This is a genomic window from Streptomyces europaeiscabiei (genome assembly GCF_001550375.1).
Lineage (GTDB): Bacteria > Actinomycetota > Actinomycetes > Streptomycetales > Streptomycetaceae > Streptomyces > Streptomyces europaeiscabiei.
On record NZ_LRTR01000405.1, the window covers coordinates 1 to 25,260 of the forward strand.

26 protein-coding genes and 1 tRNA gene are annotated in these 25,260 nt (G+C 72.0%); 12 read left to right on the plus strand and 15 right to left on the minus strand.

Annotated elements, in window-relative coordinates; genetic code table 11:
- Nucleotides 1–260 precede the first annotated feature (260 nt).
- Nucleotides 261–1,046 (minus strand): DUF4097 family beta strand repeat-containing protein, encoded by a 786-nt coding sequence (locus tag AWZ10_RS19440; RefSeq protein ID WP_046709701.1) that lies wholly within the window; start codon nucleotides 1,044–1,046, stop codon nucleotides 261–263.
- A gap of 153 nt (nucleotides 1,047–1,199) precedes the next feature.
- Between AWZ10_RS19440 and AWZ10_RS19445 the strand changes: the two genes are divergently transcribed.
- Nucleotides 1,200–1,271, plus strand: a tRNA-Val gene (locus AWZ10_RS19445).
- Nucleotides 1,272–1,344: 73 nt separating this feature from the next.
- Here AWZ10_RS19445 and AWZ10_RS19450 read toward each other — a convergent pair.
- Nucleotides 1,345–1,671 (minus strand): hypothetical protein, encoded by a 327-nt coding sequence (locus tag AWZ10_RS19450; RefSeq protein WP_037704489.1) that lies wholly within the window; start codon nucleotides 1,669–1,671, stop codon nucleotides 1,345–1,347.
- Nucleotides 1,672–1,816: 145 nt separating this feature from the next.
- Between AWZ10_RS19450 and AWZ10_RS19455 the strand changes: the two genes are divergently transcribed.
- Nucleotides 1,817–2,737 carry a LysR family transcriptional regulator gene (locus tag AWZ10_RS19455; RefSeq protein ID WP_046709703.1) on the plus strand — a complete coding sequence of 307 codons (921 nt, stop codon included), beginning with the start codon at nucleotides 1,817–1,819 and terminating at the stop codon, nucleotides 2,735–2,737.
- Between the two features lie 45 nt (nucleotides 2,738–2,782).
- On the opposite strand, the gene AWZ10_RS19460 is transcribed toward AWZ10_RS19455, so the two are convergent.
- The gene (locus AWZ10_RS19460; RefSeq protein ID WP_046709702.1) at nucleotides 2,783–3,691 is read right to left on the minus strand and encodes a ketopantoate reductase family protein; all 909 of its coding nucleotides are present in this window, start codon (nucleotides 3,689–3,691) and stop codon (nucleotides 2,783–2,785) included.
- Between the two features lie 173 nt (nucleotides 3,692–3,864).
- On the opposite strand from AWZ10_RS19460, the gene AWZ10_RS19465 reads away from it, so the two are divergent.
- Entirely contained in the window at nucleotides 3,865–4,092 is a 228-nt protein-coding gene (locus AWZ10_RS19465; protein ID WP_046709704.1) for a DUF2277 domain-containing protein, read from the plus strand.
- A 252-nt stretch (nucleotides 4,093–4,344) separates the two neighbouring features.
- On the opposite strand, the gene AWZ10_RS19470 is transcribed toward AWZ10_RS19465, so the two are convergent.
- The 5 genes from AWZ10_RS19470 to AWZ10_RS19490 all read right to left on the minus strand — a co-directional run bounded on the left by AWZ10_RS19470 (nucleotide 4,345) and on the right by AWZ10_RS19490 (nucleotide 10,638).
- A complete protein-coding gene (locus AWZ10_RS19470; RefSeq protein WP_060891681.1) occupies nucleotides 4,345–4,956 on the minus strand; it encodes a DedA family protein in 612 nt (203 codons plus the stop codon).
- A 230-nt stretch (nucleotides 4,957–5,186) separates the two neighbouring features.
- A complete protein-coding gene (locus AWZ10_RS19475) occupies nucleotides 5,187–5,642 on the minus strand; it encodes a DoxX family protein (RefSeq protein WP_046707808.1) in 456 nt (151 codons plus the stop codon).
- A gap of 85 nt (nucleotides 5,643–5,727) precedes the next feature.
- On the minus strand, nucleotides 5,728–8,016 hold the full coding sequence (locus tag AWZ10_RS53755; protein ID WP_060891682.1) for an FAD/NAD(P)-binding protein: 2,289 nt from the start codon (nucleotides 8,014–8,016) through the stop codon (nucleotides 5,728–5,730).
- A gap of 167 nt (nucleotides 8,017–8,183) precedes the next feature.
- Complete coding sequence (locus AWZ10_RS19485; RefSeq protein WP_060891691.1) at nucleotides 8,184–9,851, minus strand: alkaline phosphatase D family protein; 1,668 nt, start codon at nucleotides 9,849–9,851, stop codon at nucleotides 8,184–8,186.
- 142 nt (nucleotides 9,852–9,993) lie between these two features.
- The gene (locus AWZ10_RS19490; RefSeq protein ID WP_060891683.1) at nucleotides 9,994–10,638 is read right to left on the minus strand and encodes an HNH endonuclease family protein; all 645 of its coding nucleotides are present in this window, start codon (nucleotides 10,636–10,638) and stop codon (nucleotides 9,994–9,996) included.
- A gap of 629 nt (nucleotides 10,639–11,267) precedes the next feature.
- On the opposite strand from AWZ10_RS19490, the gene AWZ10_RS19495 reads away from it, so the two are divergent.
- Nucleotides 11,268–11,855: a TMEM165/GDT1 family protein gene (locus AWZ10_RS19495; protein ID WP_046706728.1), complete on the plus strand. Its 588-nt coding sequence runs from the start codon at nucleotides 11,268–11,270 to the stop codon at nucleotides 11,853–11,855.
- A 162-nt stretch (nucleotides 11,856–12,017) separates the two neighbouring features.
- Entirely contained in the window at nucleotides 12,018–12,686 is a 669-nt protein-coding gene (locus AWZ10_RS19500; RefSeq protein ID WP_060891684.1) for an HAD family hydrolase, read from the plus strand.
- Nucleotides 12,687–13,089: 403 nt separating this feature from the next.
- Here the strand turns inward: AWZ10_RS19500 and AWZ10_RS19505 are convergent, their stop codons facing one another.
- Nucleotides 13,090–14,010 carry an NAD(P)-dependent oxidoreductase gene (locus AWZ10_RS19505; protein ID WP_060891685.1) on the minus strand — a complete coding sequence of 307 codons (921 nt, stop codon included), beginning with the start codon at nucleotides 14,008–14,010 and terminating at the stop codon, nucleotides 13,090–13,092.
- Nucleotides 14,011–14,081: 71 nt separating this feature from the next.
- Between AWZ10_RS19505 and AWZ10_RS19510 the strand changes: the two genes are divergently transcribed.
- Nucleotides 14,082–14,480 carry a winged helix-turn-helix transcriptional regulator gene (locus tag AWZ10_RS19510; RefSeq protein WP_060891686.1) on the plus strand — a complete coding sequence of 133 codons (399 nt, stop codon included), beginning with the start codon at nucleotides 14,082–14,084 and terminating at the stop codon, nucleotides 14,478–14,480.
- Nucleotides 14,481–14,805: 325 nt separating this feature from the next.
- Here AWZ10_RS19510 and AWZ10_RS19515 read toward each other — a convergent pair whose 3' ends face one another.
- Nucleotides 14,806–15,126: an antibiotic biosynthesis monooxygenase family protein gene (locus AWZ10_RS19515; protein WP_046706732.1), complete on the minus strand. Its 321-nt coding sequence runs from the start codon at nucleotides 15,124–15,126 to the stop codon at nucleotides 14,806–14,808.
- 131 nt (nucleotides 15,127–15,257) lie between these two features.
- A complete protein-coding gene (locus AWZ10_RS19520) occupies nucleotides 15,258–15,494 on the minus strand; it encodes a peptidoglycan-binding domain-containing protein (protein WP_046706733.1) in 237 nt (78 codons plus the stop codon).
- Between AWZ10_RS19520 and AWZ10_RS51540 the strand changes: the two genes are divergently transcribed.
- Together AWZ10_RS51540 and AWZ10_RS19530 are read left to right on the plus strand one after the other, a co-directional pair.
- Nucleotides 15,484–16,254 carry a hypothetical protein gene (locus tag AWZ10_RS51540; protein WP_159058301.1) on the plus strand — a complete coding sequence of 257 codons (771 nt, stop codon included), beginning with the start codon at nucleotides 15,484–15,486 and terminating at the stop codon, nucleotides 16,252–16,254. The genes AWZ10_RS19520 and AWZ10_RS51540 overlap by 11 nt on opposite strands.
- Nucleotides 16,255–16,874: 620 nt before the next feature.
- A complete protein-coding gene (locus AWZ10_RS19530; RefSeq protein WP_240439678.1) occupies nucleotides 16,875–18,920 on the plus strand; it encodes an MDR family MFS transporter in 2,046 nt (681 codons plus the stop codon).
- On the opposite strand, the gene AWZ10_RS19535 is transcribed toward AWZ10_RS19530, so the two are convergent.
- Nucleotides 18,901–19,470, minus strand: coding sequence for a GNAT family N-acetyltransferase (locus AWZ10_RS19535; RefSeq protein WP_408995966.1), 570 nt, complete (start codon nucleotides 19,468–19,470; stop codon nucleotides 18,901–18,903). The two genes, AWZ10_RS19530 and AWZ10_RS19535, sit on opposite strands and share 20 nt — an antisense overlap.
- 176 nt (nucleotides 19,471–19,646) lie before the next feature.
- Here AWZ10_RS19535 and AWZ10_RS19540 point away from each other — a divergent pair, with 176 nt between their 5' ends.
- Nucleotides 19,647–20,384 carry a hypothetical protein gene (locus AWZ10_RS19540; protein ID WP_046706736.1) on the plus strand — a complete coding sequence of 246 codons (738 nt, stop codon included), beginning with the start codon at nucleotides 19,647–19,649 and terminating at the stop codon, nucleotides 20,382–20,384.
- A gap of 5 nt (nucleotides 20,385–20,389) precedes the next feature.
- Nucleotides 20,390–20,983, plus strand: coding sequence for a hypothetical protein (locus AWZ10_RS19545; RefSeq protein ID WP_060891689.1), 594 nt, complete (start codon nucleotides 20,390–20,392; stop codon nucleotides 20,981–20,983).
- A 79-nt stretch (nucleotides 20,984–21,062) separates the two neighbouring features.
- Here AWZ10_RS19545 and AWZ10_RS19550 read toward each other — a convergent pair whose 3' ends face one another.
- A complete protein-coding gene (locus tag AWZ10_RS19550; protein WP_046706738.1) occupies nucleotides 21,063–21,479 on the minus strand; it encodes a DnaJ family domain-containing protein in 417 nt (138 codons plus the stop codon).
- Nucleotides 21,480–21,597: 118 nt separating this feature from the next.
- On the opposite strand from AWZ10_RS19550, the gene AWZ10_RS19555 reads away from it, so the two are divergent.
- Nucleotides 21,598–21,993: an FHA domain-containing protein gene (locus AWZ10_RS19555; protein ID WP_005478697.1), complete on the plus strand. Its 396-nt coding sequence runs from the start codon at nucleotides 21,598–21,600 to the stop codon at nucleotides 21,991–21,993.
- Nucleotides 21,994–22,021: 28 nt separating this feature from the next.
- Here AWZ10_RS19555 and AWZ10_RS19560 read toward each other — a convergent pair whose 3' ends face one another.
- Nucleotides 22,022–22,693 (minus strand): O-methyltransferase, encoded by a 672-nt coding sequence (locus tag AWZ10_RS19560; RefSeq protein ID WP_046706739.1) that lies wholly within the window; start codon nucleotides 22,691–22,693, stop codon nucleotides 22,022–22,024.
- 112 nt (nucleotides 22,694–22,805) lie between these two features.
- Entirely contained in the window at nucleotides 22,806–24,131 is a 1,326-nt protein-coding gene (locus AWZ10_RS19565) for a DUF2330 domain-containing protein (protein WP_060891690.1), read from the minus strand.
- Nucleotides 24,132–24,404: 273 nt separating this feature from the next.
- Between AWZ10_RS19565 and AWZ10_RS19570 the strand changes: the two genes are divergently transcribed.
- A partial coding sequence (locus AWZ10_RS19570; protein ID WP_159058302.1) for a glycosyltransferase family 87 protein occupies nucleotides 24,405–25,260 on the plus strand: 856 nt, incomplete at its 3' end.

Sequence of the window (25,260 nt, forward strand, 5' to 3'; positions counted from 1 at the left end):
GGGCGGTGGGACAGGGGTGGCGCGGGGCCGTCCGGCAGGGGTGGCGTGGAGCCGTCCGGGAGGGGCGGCGCGGGGTCGTCGGCTGGTCGTGGTGCACGGCTGTGGGTTTGTTGTGCGCTCGGCACAATCGGCGTGTACGGCTCTGCAGGTGTCGCCGTCACTTCCCTCTCCCGTGCTGTCATCCACCCTGACCGGTGCCATTCTCCCACCGGTCAAGGACGAAAACACGGGTCGATCGGTTCGAGCTTCCCGGACGGTTCTCAGCCCACGTTCCGTACCTTGACCGAGCCGTCCTCCGTGTGGGCGGTCACCACGTGGGCGCTGTCCTCGTCACGGGGCACCGACACCTCCACGGAACCGTCCTCGCTGCCGGTCTCCACCCGGTACGACGTGTCGCGCGGCAGCCCGATGCTGATCGAGCCGTCGTCGCTGCGGGACTCCACCCGGTCCGGCACGACGCCGAGTTCGAGCTTGACCGAACCGTCCTTCGTGCTCACCCTGATGCTCCGCGACTCGACACCGAGCGCGCGCACCGAACCGTCGTCGGTGTGCAGCTCCAGCGGCCCGGTGGAGTCGCTGACCCGCACGGCCCCGTCGGCCGACCGGACCTCCAGCGGCTCCGCGAAGCCCTTGGCGGCCACGCTCCCGTCGTCGCTCCGCACGGCGACGGCGACCCCGCGCGGTACCTCGATCCGGTGCCTGGCCGCGCAGTCGGCGACCATGCCGGAGCACTCCACCCGCAGCTTCAGCCGGTCGTCCTTCATCTCCCAGGTCACCCGCGGCTTCCCGCCGACCATGACCCGCCCCTCGAACCACCGGGTCACCTTCACCTCGTCCACGTCCGCCGCGACCAGTTCGAGCGCGGAGTCGTCCGAGTCGACCGTGAGTGTCCGGCCCTCCAGGGCGAAGCTCCGGTGTTCCGGGTCCCGGTCCTCCCCGGCGTCCGCCCCGCACGCGGCGACGGATGCCATGAGCGCGACGGCGAGACCGGCGACGGCCACCGCTCCCGTGCGTGACCTGCGAGCCGTACGAGCCGTGCGTGCCATGGCGATCTCCCCTGTCGTCCGCTGTGCTTCGACCGTACGGAGCGGGCGGCTCGAGGGGGATCCGGGCCGCTCCCGGAACAGGGGTGGGGATAACCCCCGGTTATCGGTTTGCCGGGCACTCCCTCGCGCGATGTAGGCTGTCGACTCGTACTCGGGCGTGTAGCTCAGGGGTAGAGCGCCTGCCTTACAAGCAGGATGTCGGCGGTTCGAAACCGTCCATGCCCACCGAGACGAAGACCCCGGCCACGACGGCCGGGGTCTTCGCGTGTCAGGGGTTCGCTCGTCGGTCCCGCGTGTGTCAGGAACCGTGGGCGTGCTTCAGGCGGGTGCGGGCCTCGACCTTCTCCTCGGTCGCGACGTCCGCCCAGAAGCGGTGACAGCTCACGAAGACCGCCAGTTCCCGCTCGCGCTCGCGGAGCTTCTCCACCTCGGCCTGCTCGTCGGGGGTCCAGCCCGGGGAGGCGGGGCGCTCGACCTTCCGCCAGCCGTTGTCGTCACTGAAGGCGTCCAGGGGTTCGACCGACCAGGGCAGCCGCTTCAGCAGTGCCAGGAGCTCGGCCCGGACCTGATGCAGCTCCTCCTGACCGGCGAGGAGGTCGCTGGGAAAGTCATAGGTCTTAGCCACCCGGCAATGGTACGCCTGTTCGATTTTGGGATGCGAGTTCCTTCTGTCACTTCGGGCCCTGCTTCATTCGAAGGGGTGATCGAGAGGAGGGAAGCCCTTGGGGGTGGGGCCCGTACCCAAGCTCGACCTTGGGTATCTTCGCTCCGTGACCCTCGACGATCTCCGTGTCTTCGTCGCCGTCTGCCGGGCCGGGAGCCTGAGCGCGGTGGCCCGTGAGCTGGGCTGCACCCAGTCGGCGGTGAGCCAGCACGTACGGCGGCTGGAACGGGAGGTCGGCGTCGGGCTGGTGGAGCGGCAGGCCCGCGGAGTCGTGCCGACCCGGGCCGGGCGGGTGCTCCAGGAGGCGGCGGCCGAGGGCATCACCGGGCTGGACCTCGCGCTGCGCCGACTGGCCGAGATGGTGCGCGGCGACGGCGGTGTCGTAAGGATCGCGACCGGCGGTACGACCGTGCGGCACTTCATGGCACAGGGCATCGTCGACTTCCGGCGCTCGTACCCGGACGTGGGCCTGGAGTTCCAGACCGTGCGGTCTAGCGCCGGGTGCCGCGACGCGCTGGCCGACCCGTCCCGGGACCTCGACCTGTCGTGGGTGACCCTCGGGCCCGCCGTCCGCGGCATCGAGCAGCGGGCCGTGGCGGAGCTGCCCTGGGTGCTCGCCGTCCGCGCCGACGACGAACTCGCCGGGCGGGAGCGGGTGGAGGGCGGCGAGCTGGACGGGATGCGGCTCATCGGACTGCCGGAGAACTCCACCTCGTACGCCCATCTCGACGCCGCCTACCGAGAGTTGGGAATCTCCGTCAGCCCTTCCGGTGCCGGTGTCGCCGACTGGGACACCGCGATCCTCCTCACCGAACTCGGCGTCGGCCACGCCGTCGTCCCCGCGCTCCCGGGCTGGACCGGACCCGGCCACCCCGGGCTGCGCTTCGTCCCGGTCCCCGATCTGCCCCCGCTCACCGTCGGATGGGCCGTACGGCGCTGGGAGGCGCTGTCACCACCGGCCCGCGCCTTCGCGGACACGGTGGCCCGGCACGCGGTGCGGGTGGGGGGCGGGGTGCGGGCGGTGTAGGAGCCTGGGCCCCGGACCCGGCCGGATCCGGGGCCCAGGGCTCCTTCAGTGGCCTGCTGCCCGCAGTTCCGCCACCACGTCGGTGGCCACGGGTGTCGGTACGCCGTGTCGCTCGGCCGCGCGGAGCAGCGCGCCGCCGATCGCGTCCAGTTCGAGGGGGCGGCCGGCCTCCGCGTCGCGTTGCATGGAGGACCTGGTGGTGGGCGGGAAGGCGTCGTAGCGGCGGAGGGCCTCGGCCGGGTCCACGGGGGCGCCGGCGGCCCCGCTGACCGCCGCCGTCTCCTCCACCAGGGCGGTCAGTTGCTCGCGGTGCCGCGTGCGGATCTCACCGAGGGGCAGGCCGTGGCGGGTCGTCAGCAGGGCGAACGGGGCCAGGAACGACATCTTCGCCCACAGCACCGCCGTCTCGTCGGGCAGGACGCGGGTGCCCACGCCGGCCCATTCCAGTGCTCCGGCAAGGGAGTTGAGGCGGCCCGGAGGGACCGAGTCGCCGGTCAGGTCGACCTCGGCGAAGGGGCTGCCGTGCTCGATGACGCCCGGGGCCACCCGGGTCGACTCCACGCGGATGGTGGCGGGGGCGACGGGGACGGTCCCGCCGTAGTGGGCGCGCAGGGCCGCCGGGTGCTCGACGCCGTTCAGGAACGGTACGACCAGGGTGTCGGGGCCCAGGGCCGCCGCCGGGAGCCGGTCCAGGGCGGTCGGCAGGGCGGTGTGCTTCACCGCGATCAGGGCCGCGTCGACCGGTTCGCCGAGTTCCGTCGCGGTCTCCACGCGGGCGGTGAACTCGCCGAAGCGGGCGCTCGCCACCTGGATGCCGTCCTTCTCCAGGGCCTGTGCGGTGGCCTCCCCGGCCAGGCAGATCACGCGGTTCCCGGCGCGGGCCAGGAGCGCGGCGAGGAGTCCGCCCACCCCGCCCGGGCCCAGTACCGCCACCGTGAGCCGATCGTTCGTCATGGTCCCCTCGTTTCCGCCGGGTGGGTCGAGCCGGCCTCGGTGATGATCACAAGGGGTGGAGGGCGGAGTCAATCCTCGGGGGACCTTCCCGACACCCAAGGAACTGCTTGGGAAGGGCGGTGACCTGGGCCGTCGGCCTGGGGTTGTGCGGGCGTACGCGCGAGACTGGGGTCATGTGCCGCAGCATCAAGACCCTTCGACCGCCCGTCCTGCCCGAGGAGGCCACCGAGGACGACATCCGTGCCGCCGCCCTCCAGTACGTCCGTAAGGTCTCCGGGTTCCGTGCGCCCGCCGCCCACAATCGTGAGGTGTTCGATCACGCGGTGGATGTGATCGCGGCGGCCACGGCGGAGTTGTTGGATGGGCTGGAGGTCAGGGGTGGCGCTCACCGGGCCGGGTAGTTTCCTCGCCCCCGCCGCCCCTACCCGTCCCATCCCCCAGGGGCGCTGCCCCTTCGACCCCCGGGGGTGGGCTCTTCGGGTGCGGGCGGGTGGGGGCTGGTCGCGCAGTTCCCCGCGCCCCTGAGAAGCAGGGGCTGCGCCCCTGCTTCTCAGGCCCGCGGGGGCCTGGTCTTTCAGGGGCGCGGGGAACTGCGCGAGAAGCTCCACCCACCCGCACCCGAAGAACGCACCCCCGAGTCGGCCCGCGTCGGGTCAGCCGGCGGTGCGTGGGTGGCGCATGAAGTATGCCGCTGCCGCGCCCGCGCCGAAGAGGGCCGCCAAGGACACCGCCGTCGCGAGCCAGGTCGGGCCGAGCCACTGGGCGCCGAGATAGCCGAGGGCGACGCTGTAGGCGGCCCAGGCGAGGCCGGCGAGAGCGGACCAGGGGAGGAAGTCGCGGGCGCGATGTCGGGCGGCACCGGCACCGAGGGAGACGACGGAACGGCCCGCGGGGGCGAAGCGGGCGACGACCACCAGGAGACCGCCACCCCGGGCGAGCGCGGCGCCGAGACGTTCCTGCGCGGTCGTCAGGCGTCGGGAGCGGGCGATGGCGCGGTCGAGCCGGGCGCTGCCCCGCCAGGCAAGGCGGTAGGCCACCAGGTCACCGACCACGGACGCGGTCGCCGCCGAGAGCATCAGCACCAGGATGTCGGGGACCTCGCGGACCATCGCGCCCGCCGCGGTCTCGGCCGCGGCCGCCGTGGCCACCGCGACGACCAGGACGCCGCTCGGGAGGACCGGGAGGAACACGTCCAACATGATGGACACGCCCACGACGGCGTAGATCCATGGGCCGGCGGCCAGCCAACCCAGACTCTCAAGCACCGAGCACTCCCTGTTTTCCCCCGACGGCACGGTGACCCGTGACAGCCGATCAGCGTACGCCCCGGGTATGACACAAGGCTCACAGGGGCTCATGTGTCTGTCACACCGTGTTCATTCGGACAGCGCGCCGAGAGAGGTCGGGTGAGGGAGGGGATGGGGGAGCGGGTGCGGCCGCCGGGGGCGAGTCGTGCCCCCGGCGGCCCGTTCGTGGCGGTGGCGACCGGGGTGGGTCAGGCCGCCACAGGGGCCTTGCTCGTGGTGGCCTTGCCCGTGGACGCGGCCTGGCGCTTGGAGAGGAGCTGGTCGAGGCCGAGTGCGCCGGAGCCGGTGAAAACCAGGAGGAACATGGCCCAGCAGTAGAGGGCCGCGCCCTCGCCGCCGTTCTCGACCGGCCACAGCGCCTGCGGCTGGTGGACCTTGAAGTACGCGTAGGCCATGGCGCCCGAGGCGATGAACGCCGCAACGCGGGTGCCGAGGCCGAGGAGGACCAGGGAGCCGCCGACGAGTTCGATGACCGCCGCGTACCAGCCGGGCCAGGTGCCGGCGGCGACGGTGCCGCCCTGTCCGTCGGCGCCGCCCAGCAGGCCGAAGAGCTTCTGGGCGCCGTGGCAGATGAAGAGCAGGCCGATGACGATGCGGAACAGTCCGAGGACGTATGGCTGGGCGCTGTTGAGGCGTCCGGTCATGGTGGGGGACTCCTTCGGTAGTGACTCGGTCCCGAGGGACCGGTGGGGACGGTTATTACCGATGAGTCATCCACGTTAGGCAGACCTAATCGATGCTTGCAAGTTCAACATCTGGCCAGCTCCTTACCTGTACTTGAGGGGCGTTTTCAGGTGTCGTCGCACGTAGGACCGCTCGCGCCACGGCATCCGCGTCCGAAAGCGTGACCGAATCCACCCCTGGCCGGGCGCCCGCCGCCGTCACCCAGTGCACGCCCTCCGTGGGCACCCCGAAGGCGAACCGCCTTGTGTGCGCGGCACCTTGACGGTCAATCAGGTGATAGGGGCGAGATGTCACGTCCAGACCGCCCGTCTCGTACCCGTCCACCCGGTGCGGGCGGCACCCTCCCGCCCTCAGCAGTCCGGCGAGCAGATCGTCGGCGGTCCTGCGCAGGTCCGGTTCGGGGAGGCGGGCCTCGACGACCGTCGTCACCCGGACCGCCGACCCCGGCACCTCGGGCGAACGGGCCAGCCAGGCCCCGTTCTCCGGCCGCACCTCCAGCCGCGGGCCGAGCACGGTCAGTACGCCCGCCTCGATCAGCGCGGACATCTCCTCGATACGCCTGCGGGGCGGGCCGATCGACAGGAACGCGTTCAACGGCGTGTACCAGCGGTCCAGATGCTCCCGGCGCGACACTCCCGCCAGCCCGCCGTGGTCCACGATCAGCCGCACCTCGTTCCGCAGGTCCCGCAGTACGTCCAGCGCGGCCTTCACCGGCCCCTCGACGTTCCCGAGCGCCGCCTGGGCCGCGTCCTCCCGCAGATACCCCAGCAGCCACCGACGCCACTCCTCGGTGTCCGCGAACCCCCGCTCCGCGTATGGCCGCAGGACCCGGTCCCACGACCACCGGTCCGCCTCCGCCACCCCGAACGCGTCGAGGACGGCGGTCTCCTGGGGCGAACGGTGGGGGGCGGCGAGAAAGCGGTCACGGAAAGGGGTGAGGGAGGGGCCGTGAGAGGCGTTGTCGATGAAGGCGTCGCCGAAGAGGTCGCACGACGGCACACGAAACGGGTCGTACGGCGGACCGCCACGCGAAGTGCCCGGCGAGCCGCCGGGCGAAGAGCTTCGGGAGCCACCGGGCGAAACGCTTCGGGGACCACCGAGCCAAACGCCTCGGAAGTCGCCCCGGAAGTCGCCCCGGAAGTCGCCCCGGAAGGCGCCCCGGGAGCCGCTACGAGAGCTGCTTCGGGTGCCGTGACCCGTCGCCGAAGCCGTCGTCGCCGCCGACCCCAACACTCCCTCGTAGTAGACCGTTTCGACCTCCTTCGCCACCAACGGCCATATCTCCGCCAGGAAGTCGGGGGCCTCGCCGGAGTCCGCGCGTTTACGGAAGGCCGCGATGACCTCGGGGGTCAGGACGAGCGGGGTGTGACGGCCGTAGGGGCCCTTGGCGTTGTCGCCGCGTGCCTGGTACGGGACGCCGCGCCGGGAACCTGCGTACAGACGTGGCTCGTGGCCGGAGGGGACGTACCGCAGGGCCCCCTTCCCGTCGTCCTTCCGGCCGTCCTTGCCGCCCTCCTGCTCGTCGTCGTGTACGAAGTGGCCGCCCCGGCCGGTCGTCAGCAGGGCCATGTGGTCGAAGAAGTTGAGACCGAGACCGCGCAGCAGGACGGGTTCGCCCGGAGCGACGGGGGAGAGGTCCAGGTCGGCCGGGTTGGCGGGCGGGACGTGGCGTAGGCCGTGCCGGGCGGCGTACGCGGTCAGGTCCCGCTCGGTCCGGTCCGGGACGGTGGGCAGGTGGCCCTGGGTGAGGACGACGGCGGCGAGGCCGCTGAGCACCCGGCCCGTGGCGAGCGTGAGCCGCTGGCCGCCCTCGGGCGCGTCATCCAGGCGGACCGCCCGGGTGGCGTGCACCTCGACCCGGATCCCGGGCGGCGCGGCGCGCACCACCTCGGCGAAGACCCACTCCAGATAGCGGCCGTACTGGGCCCGGGTCGGATAGTCGTCGGGCCCCAACTCGTCCGAGCCGCCCGGCTGATGCGACCCGTCCGACTTCCTCTTCCCGCCGGTGGCCCACTCGTACAGGCTCGGTCCCGGGCGTATCGGGCCCGAGCAGTCCACGCTGTCGTCGGTGAAGAGGGTGACCTGGGAGGCCACCGTGTTCATCAGCAGGTGGGGGGACTGGGCGGTGCGCCAGACCTGTCCGGGGCCCGGCGGTGCGGGGTCGACGACGTGGATGGTCAGGCGGGTGCCGGGGCGGAGCAGTTCGGGGGCGGAGGCGCAGATGCGTTCCAGGACGCTGGTGCCGCGCGGGCCGGCGCCGACGAGAGCGATGCCGATGTCACTGATCCCTGGAAAATCGGACAAGGGGGTAACTCCCGTGCGTGTGGGGCGCATCGTGGGGCGCGGCGCGGCGGACCGCCCGCCGGGAAGCGGACGGTCCGCCTCATCATGCCGCCGTACGTCACGGGAACAGAGCTCTGAAACCCATCGGGCGCGCCAGGTGTGGGGTGCCTCACGAGCATCTCGGACACCAGGGGAAACAACCGGACGCAAGGGGTGGATCAGGGGGTGAGCGTCGAATCCATTCCCGTTTCCAGCTCTCCCCTGTCGTCCTTGCGTGCCCGCGCGCGGTCCAGCCGCAGCCGTGCCGAACGGCCGTGCAGCGTCAGCGTCATGAGGTGGTTGCCGAACCAGGGGCCGGCCGTGCGGCGCCAGTCGATCGACGGCCGCGCACCCCGCCCGTGCCGTCCGAACCAGCGGCCGAGGGCCCGCCCCGTCCCGCTCCAGCCGAAGCGGAAGCCGAGCCTTATCGAGAGCGGGATGGAGTTGTGCACGGGGGAGCAGGTGAGCTGGAGCACGCGGGCGTCGGGACCTCCGCGATGCCCGGCGCCGCCGTCGGGGGCGTCCTTCGGCCACGACGGTTCGGCGATGTACGCGTGGTGCACGTCCCCGGAGAGCACGAGTACGGTCGCCGGGGCGTCGGCGCCCGAGCCCGCCTCGGCGATCAGTCGGGTCAGGTCCTCGAAGGAGTCGGGGAAGGCCGCCCAGTGCTCCAGATCCGCGCCCTGGCGCAGCTTCTCCCCGAACCGCGCCCAGCGCTCCCCCCGCTCGCCCCGGCACAGGGCGGCGCTCCACGACTCGGCGTCGTGCACGAGGTGGGGCAGGAGCCAGGGCAGGGAGGTGCCGATGAGGAGATGGTCGTACGAGCCGCGCGCGTCCAGTGCCTGGGTGCGCAGCCACTCCGCCTCGCCGGGGTCCAGCATCGAGCGGTTCCGCTCGTCGAGGACGCGCGCGGCCCGGCTGTCGAGCATCAGCACCCGTACGCGTCCGAAGTCCCGCCGGTAGCTCCAGCGGACCGAGGCCGGGTCCTGGTCGGCCTGGGAGGCATGGGCGCGCAGCGCGTCCGTACCGTCCGGGGTGGCGCGTACGGCGGCGTGGAGCGGGTCGGCGGCCAGTTCGGCGGGGGAGAGGTTGCCGAGGTGCTGGTGGACCCAGTACGACATCAGGCCGCTCAGGATGCGCTCGCGCCACCAGGGGGTGGCCCGCACGCCGTTGAGCCAGGCCTCGCTGGTGTTCCAGTCGTCGATCACGTCGTGATCGTCGAAGATCATGCAGCTGGGGACGGTGGAGAGCAGCCAGCGGATCTCGGGGTCGAGCCAGGACTCGTAGTAGAGGTGCGTGTACTCCTCGTAGTCCGCGACCTGGTCGCCCGGCGGGTCGGCCAGGTCCCGGCGGGCGGCGAGCCACTGGCGGGTGGCCTTGGAGGTCTCGTCCGCGTAGACCTGGTCGCCCAGGAGGAGGAGCACGTCGGGGCGCTCGGCCCCCGGGTCGGCGGCCAGCCGGGCCGCCAGGGTGTCCAGGGCGTCGGGGCCCACCGGGTCCGGCTCGCCGGCGGGCGGCGCGGCCCAGCGGCAGGAGCCGAAGGCGACCCGGACGGTGTCGCCCTCGGCCGGGGTGCGGATCTCGGAGGGCGGGTGGGAGGAGTCGGGCAGGGGCCACACGGGCGTGCCGTCGAGCAGGACCTCGTACGCCGAGGTCGTGCCCGGTGCGAGGCCCGTCACCGGGACCAGCGCGTAGTGGTGGCCCGCGATCTGGAAGGTGCGGGCCTGGCCGCGCCCGCCGCCGGCGCACCGCACCTCGGCGAGACACGGACGGCTCGCCTCGACCCACACGGTCGCGGACGAGCCGTCCACATAGCGAAGCAGTGGTCCCAGGCGCAGCCCGGTCATCGCGATCACCTTCCTCCGTCGCCCCGTACGGTACGGAACGACGGAGGGGAACGGGGAGGTCCGGGACCACTTTTGTCGGCCGGTTCAGCACTCTGCCGGGTTCAGCGGCCGGTGCCGTTCGGCTGTTCGTCGGACAGGCGGTTCAGCAGCTCGCGAGGTAGCTGGTGAGCGCGCTCTTCTCGGCGGAGTCGACGGAGAGGTCGTAGTAGTACTTCACCTGGACCCAGGCGCGGACGTACGTGCAGCGGTAGGACGTGACCGAGGGCATCCACTCGGCCGGGTCCTGGTCGCTCTTCGCCTGGTTCACGTTGTCCGTGACGGCGATGAGCTGCGGGCGGGTGAGGTCGTTGGCGAAGTTCTGGCGCTGGGTGCTGGTCCAGCCGTCGGCGCCGGAGTCCCAGGCCTCGGCCAGCGGCACCAGGTGGTCGATGTCCAGGTCGGAGGCGGTGGTCCAGGTGGCGCCGTCGTACGGGGAGAACCAGCTGCCGCTGGTGGCGGCACAGGCGGAGCTGGTGACGACGTTCGTACCGTCGCGCTTGAGGACCGTCTCGCGGGTGTTGCAGGTGCCGCTGATGGTGATCCAGTGGTTGAACAGGTCCCGGTCGTACCCGGTGCGGTCCTCGGTCGCCACGGTCAGGGTGGCGAGGTAGGAGCGGGCGGTGGCGGCGCTGACCGGGGTGGGGAGCGCGGCGGAGGCGGTGGGAGCGTTGAAGAGCGCGACGGAGGCTATCAATCCGCTGAGCGCGGCGAGTATGCTGACTCGTCGACGCGCGTAGAACCTGCGCATGTGAACTCCTTGTGAGGCCGGGGGCGTTGGGCGGAGCGTTGGGGCGCGAGCGATTGAAGGGTCGCGCCGCTGTGTTACCGGCGGATGTTCGTCTGGTGAGAAGCTAGTGACGTGCGCATGACACGACAAGGGTTGCGGTCGTGATTGTGCCGCCGGAGAGCCAAGCGGATGCCCGCCTGTGGCGCGACTGTGCCGCGGCTGTGAGTCGGATACGGGTGCGTTGTGGTTGCTCGCGCGGTTCCCCGCGCGGTTCCCCGCGCCCCTGCGAAGCAGGGGATGTGCCCGTGCCCTTCGGCCCGCGGGGGTGGGGGAACCGTGTGACCGGCACCCGTCCACTCACCCACCCGCATCCGCCTGCGCAACCCCGGCGACCCCGCCCCCCAGGGGCGCCACGTACCATGGACCCCGCAGAAGGGGAGTAGCTCTTCGCCGGACCGTCGACATACTGCTCAGCTCGTCTGAGCCGGCGCCCGGGGGCGGGTCCTGTTGATCGGGACCGGCCAGCGAGACCTTCGGCAAGCAGTGCACCGTCCGTGCCGTCCGGCGCGGACGATCCGTGTGCTGCCGTGCCGAGGTGTCGCGTCAGTGGATGATTCTCTCGGTGGGGTGGCCCGACCGATTGAGGAAACTTGATCAGCTTCAGTGTCACGGCGCTCGTCTTCGGCGTCGTCTTCCTCGCCGAACTCCCGGACAAGACCGCGCTCGCCGGTCTCGTCCTCGGCACCCGCTACCGCGCCTCGTACGTCTTCGCCGGGGTCGCCGCCGCGTTCGCCGTGCACGTCACGCTCGCGGTGGCGGCGGGCAGTGTCCTCACCCTGCTGCCGCAGCAGATCCTGCACGCGCTGACGGGTGTGCTGTTCCTGGGCGGCGCGGCGGTGCTGCTCATGACGAAGGGCGGGGCCGACGACGACGCGGAGATCCGGCGGCCCGAGAACCAGAGCTTCTGGAAGGTCTCGGGGGCGGGTTTCATGCTCATCCTGGTCGCCGAGTTCGGGGATCTGACGCAGATCATGACGGCGAACCTCGCGGCCCGGTACGACGATCCGCTGTCCGTCGGGCTCGGGGCGGTCCTCGCGCTGTGGGCCGTGGCGGGGCTCGGCATCGTCGGCGGCAAGGCGCTGATGAAGCGGGTGCCGCTGAAGCTGATCACGCAGGTCGCCGCCGTGCTCATGGTGGGGCTCGGTGTGTGGAGTCTGTGGGAGGCCGTGGCGGGATGAGTGAGGGGGTGGCGGCGCCCCCGTTTGTTTTGTACCGTAGAGAAACAAAGTGGCTCCCGCCCGCATTCCCTGACCGGTGGGCGGGGCCGCCTTGTCCCTGCGGGCCGCCTCGCCGGGTCCGACCGTCCGCGGCCCCCCTGTTTTCGCGCCTTGGAGCTGCTGATGACGGCCACCACCGTTCTGACCGCCCGCGCCCTCCTGCTGGACATGGACGGCACCCTCGTCAACTCGGACGCCGCCGTCGAACGCGTCTGGCGGCGCTGGGCCGAGCGGCACGGGCTGGACGGCGCCGAGATCATGAAGGTGGTACACGGCCGCCAGGGGTACGCCACGATGGCGGTCCTCCTGCCCGGCCGGCCCATGGAGCAGAACCTCGCGGACAACGTGCGGATGCTGGCCGAGGAGACCGCCGACGTGGACGGCGTCGTCCCGATACCCGGCGCGCCGGAGTTCCTCGCGTCCCTCGTCGCCGGCGGTGTGCCGCACGCCCTCGTGACCTCGGCGGACGTCGCGCTGTCCACGGCACGGATGGCCGCGGCCGGGCTGGCGCTGCCCGACCTGCGCGTCACCGCCGAGTCGGTCGGCGCGAGCAAGCCGGACCCCGAGGGCTTCCTGAAGGGGGCCGCGGAACTGGGCGTCCCGCCCGAGGACTGCGTCGTCTTCGAGGACTCCGAGGCGGGGATCGAGGCGGGGCGCGCCGCGGGGATGCGGGTCGTGGGGATCGGGGAGCGGGCCCGGTCCCACGGCCCGGACGTGGTGGTGCCCGACCTGACGGCGGTGCGGGTCGAGGTCGCCGAGGACGGGACGGTCCGGCTGCATGTGAGCGGCTGACGGGGAGACGGCGGGGCGCCGTCTCCCCGGACGGCCGGTCATCGAGGGCCGGCGCCGCCCCCGGGATGGCTCGGTGCGGTGGGGGCGGCGCCGTCATGCAGGGACGGCCGGTTGGCGGGCTGGTGCCGCCTGCCCGGGGCAGCGGGTCGATGTGGGCCGGCGGTGCCTGCTGGGCCCGGGGCTGCCTCGCCTGGGAGGGCCGGTCCATGTGGGCCGGCGTTGCCTCCTTGGGTCGGTGCGCTTCCCCCGGGATCGCGGGTCGATGTGGGCCGGTGCTGCTCTCCCTGGATGGCGGGTCGATGTGGGTCGGCGGTGCCTGTTCGGGTCGGTGCTGCTTCCCCTGGGCTGGTCGGTGGGTGGGGCCGGTGGCGTCGTTCCGGGATCGTCGGGCGGTGGGGACCGGCTAGTGGTTGGCGAGGACGTCCGTCAGCCGGGTGAAGCCGTCGGTGCCGTGGCCCTGGGCGATCGCGCGGCGGGCGAAGCCCTCGGCCGACCGCATGACGCCGGCGTCGATGCCGTGGGACTCGGAGACCTGGATGATGTGCGCCATGGTCGACACGGCAGAGGTGAGCGGGTTGCCCTCACCGGAGTGCCGGCCGCTGTCGACCTCTTCCGCGCCCGCCTCGAAGAGCGGCGGGAGGATCGCGGCGATCCCCTGGGCGAACGGGGTCAGCTCCCGCGCACCGACCCCCTCCGCACGGGCCAGCGCCAGGGCGTGGGTGTAGCCGGCGATCGCGGTCCAGAAGAGGTCGAGCAGCGCGATGTCGTACGTCGCCGCCCGGCCGATGTCCTCGCCGAGGTGCGTGTGGGTGCCGCTCAGCGCGTCCAGGACGGGCCGGTGGGCGCGGTAGAGGTCCTCGGGGCCGCTGTAGAGGAACACGCCGTCCGGGGTGCCGATGGTCGGAGTCGGCGTCATGATCGCCCCGTCCAGGTAGTCGACGCCGTGCTCGGCGGCCCAGCCGGCGGTGGAGCGGGCCCGGTCCGGGGTGTCGGCGGTCAGGTTGACCACCGTGCGGCCCTTGAGTGCCTCGGTGACCGCCGGGCTTCGCAGGATCGTGTCCGAGGCGTCGTAGTTCACCACGCAGACGACGGTCAGCGCGCTCGCGGCCACAGCCTCCTCGGCAGACCCGGCGCGGGCCGCGCCCCGCGCGGCCAACTCCCCGTCCCGGCCCGGCGTACGGTTCCAGACCGTGGTCCGCAGTCCGGCGTCCAGGAACGCGCCGGCGAGGGCACGGCCCATCGGACCCAGGCCGAGTACGGTGACGGTGGGAGTGGGGGTGGTCGCGCCGGTGCCGGTGGTGGGCTGTTCGGTGTGTGCGGGCATGGCTCAGTAACTCCTGTGGGAAATTGGTCGGTTTGTTGGTTCGCGACGAACAGGGCGAGGGGGGAGCGAGGATGTCGCGCAAGCGTGCCCAGGACCCGAATGTCTGCGGGGTGACCGCGGCGATCACCGTGATCGAGGGAAAGTGGAAGACGTCGCTGCTCTGGATGCTGGAGTCCGGCCCGCACCGCCCGGGTGAGCTGCGCCGGATGCTGCCGGGCCTCCGCGAGAAGGTGCTGACTCAGGCGCTCCGCGAGATGGAGACCGACGGGCTCGTGCACCGGGAGGTGCACGACGTGCTGCCGCTGAAGACCGTGTACTCCCTGACCCCGTTCGGCCGCGAACTCTCCGAGGCGCTGGGGCCCTTGTCGGACTGGGGGCACCGACGCCTGGAGACGCTCGTCCGGGTCGACGGTGAGGGTGAGGCCGAGAACGAGGCCGAGAACGAGGCCGTGTCCCGATCCGCCTCCTGAACCCTCACGTCATCCGTCTCCCGCACCCGCACCCTCACGTCATCATCATTTCGTCATCGCGTTCGTCTTCCGTCCCCTGGCCGGTGCCACGCGACCCTTCGGCCGCGCCCTCGACACAAGGGTCGCCCGACAGTCGCCGTCCGCCAAGTACCCACAAAAAGGTGGGTACTTATGGGATCGGGCGGGGGTGACCAGGTGCCGCGAGGGTGTGTCCGGGACGACACCGGGCCCTCGCCCCGATACCGGTTCGCCCCCGCCCGGCGGCAGTTGTGCGGCCGTCGGGCGGGGGCGATGGAGGCGCTGCAGGTGCTCGGGGTGCTGGGTGTCAGGACCCGGTCTTCGGGCCCGTCTGCTGGAGGACGTCGAACGTCCAGACGTTCGAGTCGGAGGCGGCCGGCTTGGGACGGTCGCCGCCGCCCTGGTGGGCCTGCTTCATGGGGCCCTCCATCCACGCCTTGAAGGCGTCCTCGTCGCGCCAGCGGGTGTAGACGAGGTACTTGTCGGTGCCGTCGACGGGACGCAGCAGCTCGAACCACTCGAAGCCGTCCGAACTCTCGACCACCCCGGCACGGGAAGCGAACCGCTTCTCCAGCACCTCGCGCTGCTCGGTCGGGACCGAGAGGACATTGATCTTGACGATGCTCATGGCCTCATCCTGCATCACGCGAGAGGAGGGGGCGCGGGCCGACCCCTGCCGGCCGCGTCCGGCCCCGGTCACCCGCGTGCAGCCCCGTGTCGGCCGCGCTCGACCTCGTCGGCGCGCGTCGACCCCGTCGGTCACGGCCTCTTCGTCTCGGACTCCAGCTGCTCCCGGGTGACCAGGCCGTAGACGCCCGGCTCCTCCCTGTCCTTCGTGATGCCGCGGCTGGTCTGGTAGGCGAGGACGGCCTGTTCGACCTGGCTGTCGAAGCTCTCGTCGATGTCGCCGTTGTAGAGGCCCAGCTGGCGCAGCCGGAGCTGGAGTTCGGTCACCTCGGGGTCGTCGTCGCCGAGGCGGAGCGTCTTGGGTACCACGAGCCGGCTGTCGTCCGACTCGTCCGAGCCGGCTGCCGACGAGCCGGTGGACGCGCCGGCGCTGGGCGCGCTCTGTGTCGGGTCGGGCGAGGCGGACGGCGACGGCGAGCCGGATGCCTGTGACGGCGAAGGAGAAGGGGACGGGCTCTTCGTGGGGCTCGGCGACGCTGCGCTGCCACCCGGTGGAGCCGGTGCGGGTGCACCGCCCCCGCCCTCCCCGGACGGCTCCACCGGCGAGGCCTCCCCGTCCGGCGACGTGTCCGGCGCGCTCGCCCGCAGGTCGTCCGGCAGCGCGCGGTCCCGCTCGGGGGTGTCGTACGAGAACAGGCCGCTCGCGAACCCGGCGGCAGCCATCACCCCCGCGGCGGCGGTCCCGGCGAGGGCGACGACGAGCCCCGCACGGCGGCGGCGTCGACGTCCGGAGCGTGGCGCTGACGGGGAGGAGAGTGAGGTGGAGAGAGCGGCGGAAGCGGCCGGCGACGCGAAGGGCGTGGGGGTGGTCGGCATGGCACCCGAGGCCGACCGGGCCGAGGGAGGCGACGCGTACGGCGAGGGCGATGCCGGGGCCGAGAACAGCGGCCGGGTCGAAGCGGCGCTCGACGTACTCGACGTACTCGACGTGCTAGGCGTACTCGATGCGCTCGGAGTGTCGGATCCGGGCGGGCCCCCGCCCCGCCGCTCGAACATCCGTACGTCCGTCGCCTCCGGCCCGGTCGCCGTCGCCGCCGTGGTCACCGGCATGGCGATCGTCGAGGTCTGATCGGGTCCCGGCCCGCCCGGCGCGGATCCGCCCGGCCCGTCGTTCTCGTCACCCAGCTCCACGTACGGGCGTATCCGGAGGGGGTCGAAGTCCTCCGCGGCCGCCGCCTCGGCCGTACGGGTTTCGAGAAGGGCCTCGGACGCGCGGCGGCCGCACGCGCAGGACGGCGTGCCGTCCGAGGCCCGGGGTGTGAAGCATTCCGGGCATATGTGGCTGGTCGGTCCACTCACGTGTCGTTCCTCCCCGCGAAGACTCCAGAGTTTAAGCAAACGGTCGCCACAGAATCTCCCAGGCTCCCCGGGAATCACAGGTTCCGGAACGGCTCGACAGGCCATAACCGGTCACACCGACCACGATGGAATGGAAACGGAGGAAGAGGAAACTGGGGACGCTGTACGAGACCCTCGGGCCCTCGGGAGGTCTGCATGACCGACGACACCGGCCACGCCGCCGCCGACGACGGCAAGGAGCCCACGAAGCCCGCCGACGCCGACGCCGGCAGCGCGAACACGGGCACCGCGCAGACCACCGCCGGCACCGACGCCCCCGCCGGACGCACGCCCCCTGACGGCCCCCGTGGCCAGGGCGTGCCCGTCGCCGAAGGGGTGCCCGGTGGTGTGATGGTCTCCATCGGGGCCCTTCTGCTGGGCATGCTGCTGGCGGCGCTCGACCAGACGATCGTGTCGACGGCGCTGCCGACGATCGTGAGCGACCTCGGCGGGCTGGAACACCTCTCGTGGGTGGTCACGGCGTACATGCTGGCCGCGACCGCGGCGACACCGCTGTGGGGCAAGCTCGGCGACCAGTTCGGCCGCAAGAGGCTTTTCCAGACGGCGATCGTGATTTTTCTCATCGGGTCGGCGCTGTGCGGAATGGCACAGAACATGCCCCAGTTGATCGGGTTCCGGGCCCTGCAGGGGCTCGGCGGCGGCGGGTTGATGGTGCTGTCGATGGCGATCGTCGGGGATCTCGTCCCGCCGCGCGAACGCGGGCGCTACCAAGGGCTGTTCGGCGCGGTGTTCGGTGCGACGAGTGTGCTCGGGCCGCTGCTCGGCGGGCTGTTCACCGAGCATCTGAGCTGGCGTTGGGTGTTCTACGTCAACCTGCCGGTCGGAGCGGTGGCGTTGCTCGTCATCGCCGCCGTGCTGCGCATCCCGCGCAAGGCGGAGCGCCACGTCATCGACTACCTCGGCACCTTCCTCATCGCCTCCGTGGCCACCTGTCTGGTCCTGGTCGCCTCCCTCGGCGGCACCACCTGGGACTGGAACTCGCCGCAGATCATCGGCCTTTCCGTACTGGCCGTGCTGCTCGTCGTCGTCTTCGTGGCCGTCGAGCGGCGGGCCGCCGAACCCGTCCTGCCCCTCAAGCTGTTCCGCGTCCGTACCTTCACCCTCTCCGCCGTGATCAGCTTCGTCGTCGGCTTCGCGATGTTCGGCGCGATGACCTACCTGCCGACGTTCCTGCAGGTCGTGCATGGTGTGTCGCCGACCATGTCGGGTGTGCACATGCTGCCGATGGTGTTCGGGCTGCTGCTGTCCTCGACGGTCTCCGGGCAGATCGTCAGCCGTACGGGCCGCTGGAAGGTGTTCCCCGTCGTCGGCACGGGGGTCACCACGCTCGGCCTGCTGCTTCTGCACCAGCTCGACGCGGACAGCGGCAACGGCGAGATGAGCGCCTACCTCTTCGTCTTCGGACTCGGGCTCGGCCTCGTCATGCAGGTCCTCGTCCTCGTCGTGCAGAACGCGGTCCCCTACGAGGACCTCGGCGTCGCCACCTCCGGCGCGACCTTCTTCCGTTCCATCGGCGCCTCGTTCGGCGTGGCCGTCTTCGGCACGGTCTTCGCCGGGCACCTCGGCGAGAAGCTCACGGACGCGCTCGACGGGGCCCAGCTCCCGTCCGGCGTGAGCGTGGACGGGCTGAAGGCCGACCCGCGTGAGATAGCCGAACTCCCGGCCGCGCTGCGCCCGTCCGTCCTCGACGCGTACGCGTCCTCCATCACCGACGTCTTCGTCTACGCGGCCCCGGTCGCCCTCCTCGGCTTCGTCCTCGCCTGGTTCCTGCGCGAGGACCGGCTGCGGGCCTCCGTGACGGCGCCCGACGCCACGGAGACGCTCGCCAGCAACCCGGTCGAGCGGTCGTCGCACGACGAGGTGTGCCGGGCGCTGTCGGTGCTCGGGTCGAGGGAGGGCCGCCGCGACGTCTACCGGAGGATCACCGCACGGGCCGGCTACGACCTGCTGCCCGCCACGAGCTGGCTGCTGCTGCGGATCCGGCGGTACGGCTGGGCCGAACCGGCCGTGCTCGCGGAACGCAGTACCGTCCCGCTCGACATGATCATGGCCGCGACCCGGCAGGTCGAGGAGCGCCGCCTCGCCCGCCGCGACGGCATCGACCTCGTCCTCACCGACACCGGCCACGAGGCCGCCGACAACCTGGCCAAGGCCCGCGAGGAATCGCTCGCCGAACTCCTCGGCGACTGGTGGGGCCCCGACCGCTCCACCGACCTCGTCCGTCTCGTCGAGGAACTCAACGCCGAGCTGTGCGGCTCGGACGCGGAACGCCCGCACGACGACGGAGCGATCACCCGACGGCCACCGGCCACGACGACCTCCGGTACGCCGCCCACGCCCCCTGCGGCTCCCACGTCTACGCCAGTCTCTTCGTGAACCAGTGGTCCGCGTACTCGTGGTCGTTGTGCGGGGCGCTCTTCTCGTAACCGAGCCGGGCGTAGAGCGCGCGGGCCTCGACCAGGTCGCCGCGGGTGTCGAGGACGATCCGTTCGGCGCCGAGTGCGCGGGCCGTGTTCTCGGCCGCCGTCACCAGGAGTGCGGCACCGCCCTTGCCGCGGGCCTCGGGCAACAGGAAGACCCGCTTCAGCTCGGCCGTCGCGGTGTCCGTCAGCCGCACCCCCGCCGTGCCGACCGGCTCGCCCCCGTACCGCGCCACCAGCAGCACGCCGTCCGGCGGCGCCAGGTACGCCCCGGTGTCCGCCGCGATCTCCCGCTCCAGCTCGTCAGGGTCCGTGGTGTGTCCCTCGTGCAGCAGATACCAGCGGTCGCTGACCTCCGTGTAGTACGCCCGCCAGAGCGCGGCGGCGACAGGCGAGTCGTAGGGCTCCTCGTCCACGGACCAGACGGTCGTCACGCGGGGTGAGCGGGTCGTGCGGGTCGTGCGGCTCTCGCGGTTCATGCGGTTCATGCGGGTCATGGCGGTCATTGTCGGGAGCGGGGGCGGGTGGCCCGCAAACGAATTCCGCCGTCGTCCTTCTCCCGCGTCCTTCTTCCACTGTCCTCTTCCGTGCGCTTGCCGTTTGAACGAACGGGTTCGGGCAACCCGGTGCGAAACGGCCCGATGGGGCGAGACGCCTGGGCCGAGGACTCTGGAAGGCATTCATGTCCACAGGCTTGATCATCGCTTTGATCGTGATCGTGGCGGTCGTGGTTGTTGTGGCGGCCGTCCTGACCCGGCGCGCCCGTGCGGGTACGGGTGGCGGCGGATCGCTGAAGCGGCGTTTCGGACCCGAGTACGACCGGACCGTGAGCCGCCATGACGGCGACGAGAGGGCAGCCGCCCGGGAACTCGCGGAGCGGGTGAAGCGGCACGGCTCGCTGGAGAAGCGGCCGCTGCCGACCGCCGAGCGCGAACAGTACGAGTCCCGCTGGGCGGCCGCCCAGGAACGCTTCGTCGACTCGCCCCGTGAGGCGGTCGCCGAGGCGGACCGGCTGCTCTCCGAGGTGGCCGGGGCCCGGGGCTTCCCGGACGACGGCCACTACGAGACCCAACTGGAGGCGCTCTCCGTCCATCACGCCCACCATGTGCACGGCTACCGCCGGGTGCACCTGGCGGCGCACACCACCGGCGACACGGGCCAGGGCCGCGCGGGCGCCGGTCCCGGTACCGGGACCGAGGAGATGCGCGAGGCCATGATCGAGGCCCGCGCCCTGTTCGAGGACCTGGTGACACCGGACCGCCGGGACGCGCGGGCGGACCGTGAGGGTACCGCCGGGCGCGAGAACCCGGCCCACGACGGCACGGCGCGACGCGACGAGCGCAACGGTACGGCTGCCGACGGCCGTCACCGGTCCCATCTGCCATGGGCGCCCACGAGGCGCCACGCGAAGGGGAGTTGAGGGGGATGACTGACGACGTGACGAGGGGCGACCGCATCCGCGGGGCGCGGGAAGCCGACGTGAGGCGCGACGGGGCGAAGGGAAGCGGACTCGCGCCGGGCACCGGGGCGACCGACACCACCGGCTCCGCAGGCACGACCGACACCACCGGTACGCCCTCCGCGGGCACGACCGGCACCCGTGCGGCCGTGGTGGCGGGCCATGACACGTCGGCCGGCCGAACGGCCGGCCGTGGCGACGGCGGGACACCGGGCTTCGGCGAAAGCCGCGAGGACCGACGTACGACGGGTTCCACCACAGGCGGCTCCGCGGCCGGCTCCCCGCCCCTGCCGCACGACGAGTGCGACAAGCTGACGTCGCGGATGCATCACGCGGTCGGCGAGTTCGTCGACGAGCCCCGGTCCGCCGTCGAGGAGGCCGACCACGTTCTCGAAGAGGTCACCGCCCGCTTCACCGACGCGGTGACCCAGCGGCGCCGCACCCTGCGTACCTCCTGGCAGACCACCGCGGACGACCGCGCGTCCACCACCGACACCGAACAGCTCCGCCTCGCCCTGCGCGACTACCGAGAGCTGACCGAACGCCTGCTGCGGATCTGACGCCGCCAGCGGCACACGAACGAGACCGCGCCCCGGGTCGTGCCCCGGGGCGCGGTCTCATGTGTCGGTACTCCCCGGGCTACCGGGCGTCCTGTCCGCCCGCCCGGCGCGCGGCCCATTCCCGTACGACCTCTTCCACGTCGTACGGCTTCAGACCCAGTGGCGGTCCCGGTGGCGGCTTGAACATCATTTCGCGGATCTTGACGTTGATCTCGGTGATGATCTTGCGGGCGGCGTGTTCGGAAGGGGCCTCGACGGCGGTCGCGAGGGCGTCCTCCGCCTCCTTGCGCAGGGCGAGTGTCGGCGGCAGGACGGACAGACCCTCGCGGGCCATCTTCCGCTTGATCCACCAGAGTTCGTCGTAGGTCGTGTCGTCGTCCGGCAGCGGCCGGCCCACGCCGGGGAGGGTCTTGAAGTCGCCGCGCGCCTCCGCGTCGCGGATCTGTTTGTCGACGAAGGACTCGAAGCTGACACCGGGGGGCTTTCGCTCGGTCATGCGTCCATTGTGCCGGAGCCCGCACAGCAGGACGATCCGGCGAATTATCATGCGGCGGCGGCACGCCAAACGTGCCGTGCGCAGCGACAATTGGAGTTTGACCCGTTAGGAGCGGTACGTGCTCGAACTCACCATGGCCTCGGTCTCCGAGGCGGACGCCGGGGCGACGGCCGGCATGCAGATGGCCGACGCGCCCAGCGAGCCGGGCGGCGTGCTCCGGGTGGGCCGCGATCGGGCGGTATGCCGGCTCGCGACACCGGACGACTGGCTCTTCGTCTCCCGGGTGCATCTGGAGTTCCTGTGCGCCCCCGACGGGAGCTGGCAGGTCACCTGGCTGCGAGGCTCGCACGCCGACCCCTCCTCCGAGGTGCGGCTGACCCTGCTCGGTCACCAGCCCTCGCCGCTCCCGTACGGCGGCACGGCGAAGCTCCCGCACGGCAGCTCCGGCGAACTCGTCATCTACGACCGCACCGGCCCCCGCAGTGTCAACGTGGGCTTCTACCACGAGGCCTGACGGGAACCGCCGCCCCGCCGGCCCCGGTTCACTCCAGTACCCGGGCCAGCGCGAAGCCGTCGTACCCCTTGGTGCCCACCGTCTGGATCGCCGTGCCGCTCAACTTCGGGTGCGCGGCGATCAGTTCGATGGCGGCCCGGGTGCCGCGGACGTCCGGCTCGGTGCTGTCGGCGTCGGCGACCCGGCCGCCGCGCACGACGTTGTCGACGACGATGACGCTGCCGGCCCGGGTGAGCTTGAGGGCCCACTCCACGTAGTGCGGGTTGTTGGCCTTGTCCGCGTCGACGAAGACCAGGTCGAAGGGCTCGGGGTTCTCGTCGGTCAGTTTGGGCAGCGACTCCAGGGCGGGGCCGACCCGTACCTCGACGACGTCGTCGAGCCCGGCGCGCGCGATGTTGCGGCTGGCGACCTCCGCGTGCCGGGCGCTGTACTCCAGGGAGATCAGCCGGCCGTCGGCGGGCAGCGCCCGGGCCAGCCAGATGGTGCTGTAGCCGCCGAGGGTGCCGATCTCCAGGATGCGGCGGGCGCCCTGGATCAGGGCGAGGAGATGGAGGAACTTGCCCTGGTTGGCGGCGACGTCGATGGCCGGGAGTCCGGCCGCCTCGTTGTCGCGCAGCGCCGCCTCCAGGGCCTCGTCGTTCGGGGCGAGGTGGGTGGTGAAGTAGGTGTCGACATCGTCCCAGGTCCGCGACTCGCTCATGAAGCTGTGCCTCCCGCGCCTTTCATCAGGACAGTTACTTAGATCAGCTAAGTAGGTGCGCTAATGAATATAGGCGCGGGGCAGGCCCTCTGTCAGCGGTTCCCGGGTGTGTTCAGCCGATCGGTCCGGACTTCGGGTCGGCCGGCGCCGCGGGCGACCCCGGCTGGTATGCGCCCGGCGTTCCCGGTGGGTAGGCACCGGGTGCCCCCTGCGGGTAGGCGCCCGGCGGCGGGAAGGCCCCGCCCGGCGGTGGGAAAGCAGCACCCGGTGGCGGTACGGGCGGCATTTGGCGCTTCGCGTTGCGCATGAGCACGATCGCGACGGCCACCGCCTTGATCGCCAGCACGGCCATGCCGATGCCGAACCACACCAGCCACTCGGGCATGCCCCACAGGGTCTGCATCTCGTCCACGTAGATGACCTTTCGATAGGTGTCGTCGGCTGCGGTCCGCCGCAGCGTGTGGTCGCCGGAGATCCGCTCCGGCTGCGGGAAGCTCTGCTCGACGGCGGTGAGGAAGTCCGTACCGCCCCCGGTGAGGTCGCCGAGCGTGCCGACGGGCGCGCCGAGGCGTCCGGCGAACGTCACCTCCGGCTCGTCCCCGCCGATCGCGGAGATGGGCTCCATCCGGTGCTCGGCGAGAACGTACAGGTCGAGAGCCTGTGGGGTGGTGGCCAGGCGGGACAGCCGCATCGGGTAGACCAGCTCGTCGCTGGCGAAGGTGAGGTGCAGCGGGTCGAGGGTGCCGGAGAGCGGGAGGTCGGCGGCGGCGCCCTCGGAGTCCTCCGGGGCCAGCCGGATCGCCACGTACTCCCACTTCTGCCGGACGTACGGCTCCAGTGCCGTGTCCAGGCGGTCCGGGAGCGCGAAGCCGTTCTCGTCGAGCCAGTCGCCGAGGGCACCGGAGTCGGTGGCGGTCAGCCGGGCCACGTCGAACGGACCGAGCCGTTCGCGGCCGACGACGTCCACCGAGGACTGAGGGTCCTGGGGTGCGGCGCCCCCTGCCGTGCCGTCGCTCTCGGACATGTCGAACGGCCAGTCGCCGGAACGCGGCCAGAAGTACTCCCGCTTCGCGTACTCGGGCGCGGTCTCCTCGTCGAGCCGGTCGAAGACGGCCGCGTCGCCGAGCCTCACCGTCGCCCGGTTCGGCACCGGCATGATCCACGCGGCCGTCCGGGCGTCACCGGAGACCGTCAGGCTCATCACGATCTGTTCCTCGCGGCCGTCCCAGCGCACGACGGACATCTCGCGGTTCACGTACATGCTCCGCCGGCCGTCCGGCACCATCGCGCCGCAGCCGCAGGCGTACGCCGGTGCCACGAGCGACGCCAGCTGGAACCCCAGCAGGGCGAGGACGACCACCGACAGCCGTCCGCGCGCCTTGCGCCTCCCGTGCGCCCACTCCGCCGGACGCGCACGCCCCCGTACGAAACCCTTCATCCCCCGTGCCCTCCCGCTGCCCTGCCGACGTGCTGCCCTGCTCGGGGCCATGCTGTCAGGTGTTTGTCAGTGGCCTGTCACAACCCCGCCCGTGATGAGCATCGGTGATCCGCGCCGTGGCCTTGAGGGTGCGGGCATCCTTCCGCGCACTATCGTCATCGGGACAGAACAGGGGGCGGCTCTCCGGTGAAGAGGAGGTTGCCCGCGTCTCACCACCGGGACGGTGCGAGCCTTCTCGGCGGGGGACGTCAACGGGCGGGAGGACGACGGCGCGTGGCGACGGAGCGGAGCAGACCGGACGGTGTCGCCGGAGCGGGCCTGACGGCGGGTCGGCTGGGGACGGTACGAGCCGTGCTGTGGCTGCTCGTCGCGATCCTGGCGGTGCGGCAGATCGCGGTCGTGCTGAGCATGCCCAAGGGTGAGCGGCTCACCGATCTGGAGACCTGGGTCGGGCCCAGCGGCGTCCTGCACGTGAACGGCTCGCTGTACGACTCCACGCAGTTCACCGGCAGCCCCTTCGGCGGCCTCGTCCTCAAGCCCCTCACCCGAACGGCCGAACAGGCGCTCGGCTGGGGCTGGACCTTCGGCACCCTCCTCCTGGTCGTCGCCCTCGGCCTGGTCGCCGCCCGCGCCCTGCCCCAGCCCGTCACCCGCCGCACGGCATTGCTCGCGGCCCCCGTCGCGGTCACCCTGCTGATGCTGTCGTTGCCGGTGCGCAACACGCTGTATCTGGGCCAGACCAGCATCCTCCCCGTCCTGCTCGTCCTGGCGGGCTGCTTCGCGGTCCGGGGCGAGCGCGCCAGCGGGGTCTGCATAGGGCTCGCCGCGGCCTTCCAGCCGACCGTGCTGCTGTTCGTGCCGCTGCTGTGGTTCACCGGCCGCCGCCGGGCCGCCGCGAGCACCGGGATCACCTTCGCCACCGCCACCGCGCTCGCCTGGGCGGTGATGCCGCACGACTCGTACGCCTACTGGGTGCACCACCTGGCCGGGGTCGGCCTCGGCGGCCGGGCGGACGACCTCGCCAACCAGTCCCTGCACGGCGCGCTGCTGCGACTCGGCCTCCAAGGCCCCCTGGAGATCACGGTCTTCTTCACGCTGGCCGCCGCCGTCGCCGTGCTCGGCATGCGCC

Coding starts and splice junctions, on each gene's coding strand:
- AWZ10_RS19440 (WP_046709701.1), bottom strand. CDS start 1,046: ATGGCACGCACGGCTCGTACGGCTCGCAGGTCACGCACGGGAGCGGTG.
- AWZ10_RS19460 (WP_046709702.1), bottom strand. CDS start 3,691: ATGACGAACGATCGGCTCACGGTGGCGGTACTGGGCCCGGGCGGGGTG.
- AWZ10_RS19465 (WP_046709704.1), top strand. CDS start 3,865: ATGTGCCGCAGCATCAAGACCCTTCGACCGCCCGTCCTGCCCGAGGAG.
- AWZ10_RS19475 (WP_046707808.1), bottom strand. CDS start 5,642: ATGACCGGACGCCTCAACAGCGCCCAGCCATACGTCCTCGGACTGTTC.
- AWZ10_RS53755 (WP_060891682.1), bottom strand. CDS start 8,016: ATGCGCCCCACACGCACGGGAGTTACCCCCTTGTCCGATTTTCCAGGG.
- AWZ10_RS19485 (WP_060891691.1), bottom strand. CDS start 9,851: ATGACCGGGCTGCGCCTGGGACCACTGCTTCGCTATGTGGACGGCTCG.
- AWZ10_RS19490 (WP_060891683.1), bottom strand. CDS start 10,638: ATGCGCAGGTTCTACGCGCGTCGACGAGTCAGCATACTCGCCGCGCTC.
- AWZ10_RS19500 (WP_060891684.1), top strand. CDS start 12,018: ATGACGGCCACCACCGTTCTGACCGCCCGCGCCCTCCTGCTGGACATG.
- AWZ10_RS19505 (WP_060891685.1), bottom strand. CDS start 14,010: ATGCCCGCACACACCGAACAGCCCACCACCGGCACCGGCGCGACCACC.
- AWZ10_RS19510 (WP_060891686.1), top strand. CDS start 14,082: ATGTCGCGCAAGCGTGCCCAGGACCCGAATGTCTGCGGGGTGACCGCG.
- AWZ10_RS19515 (WP_046706732.1), bottom strand. CDS start 15,126: ATGAGCATCGTCAAGATCAATGTCCTCTCGGTCCCGACCGAGCAGCGC.
- AWZ10_RS19530 (WP_240439678.1), top strand. CDS start 16,875: ATGGTCTCCATCGGGGCCCTTCTGCTGGGCATGCTGCTGGCGGCGCTC.
- AWZ10_RS19535 (WP_408995966.1), bottom strand. CDS start 19,470: ATGACCGCCATGACCCGCATGAACCGCATGAACCGCGAGAGCCGCACG.
- AWZ10_RS19540 (WP_046706736.1), top strand. CDS start 19,647: ATGTCCACAGGCTTGATCATCGCTTTGATCGTGATCGTGGCGGTCGTG.
- AWZ10_RS19545 (WP_060891689.1), top strand. CDS start 20,390: ATGACTGACGACGTGACGAGGGGCGACCGCATCCGCGGGGCGCGGGAA.
- AWZ10_RS19550 (WP_046706738.1), bottom strand. CDS start 21,479: ATGACCGAGCGAAAGCCCCCCGGTGTCAGCTTCGAGTCCTTCGTCGAC.
- AWZ10_RS19560 (WP_046706739.1), bottom strand. CDS start 22,693: ATGAGCGAGTCGCGGACCTGGGACGATGTCGACACCTACTTCACCACC.
- AWZ10_RS19565 (WP_060891690.1), bottom strand. CDS start 24,131: ATGAAGGGTTTCGTACGGGGGCGTGCGCGTCCGGCGGAGTGGGCGCAC.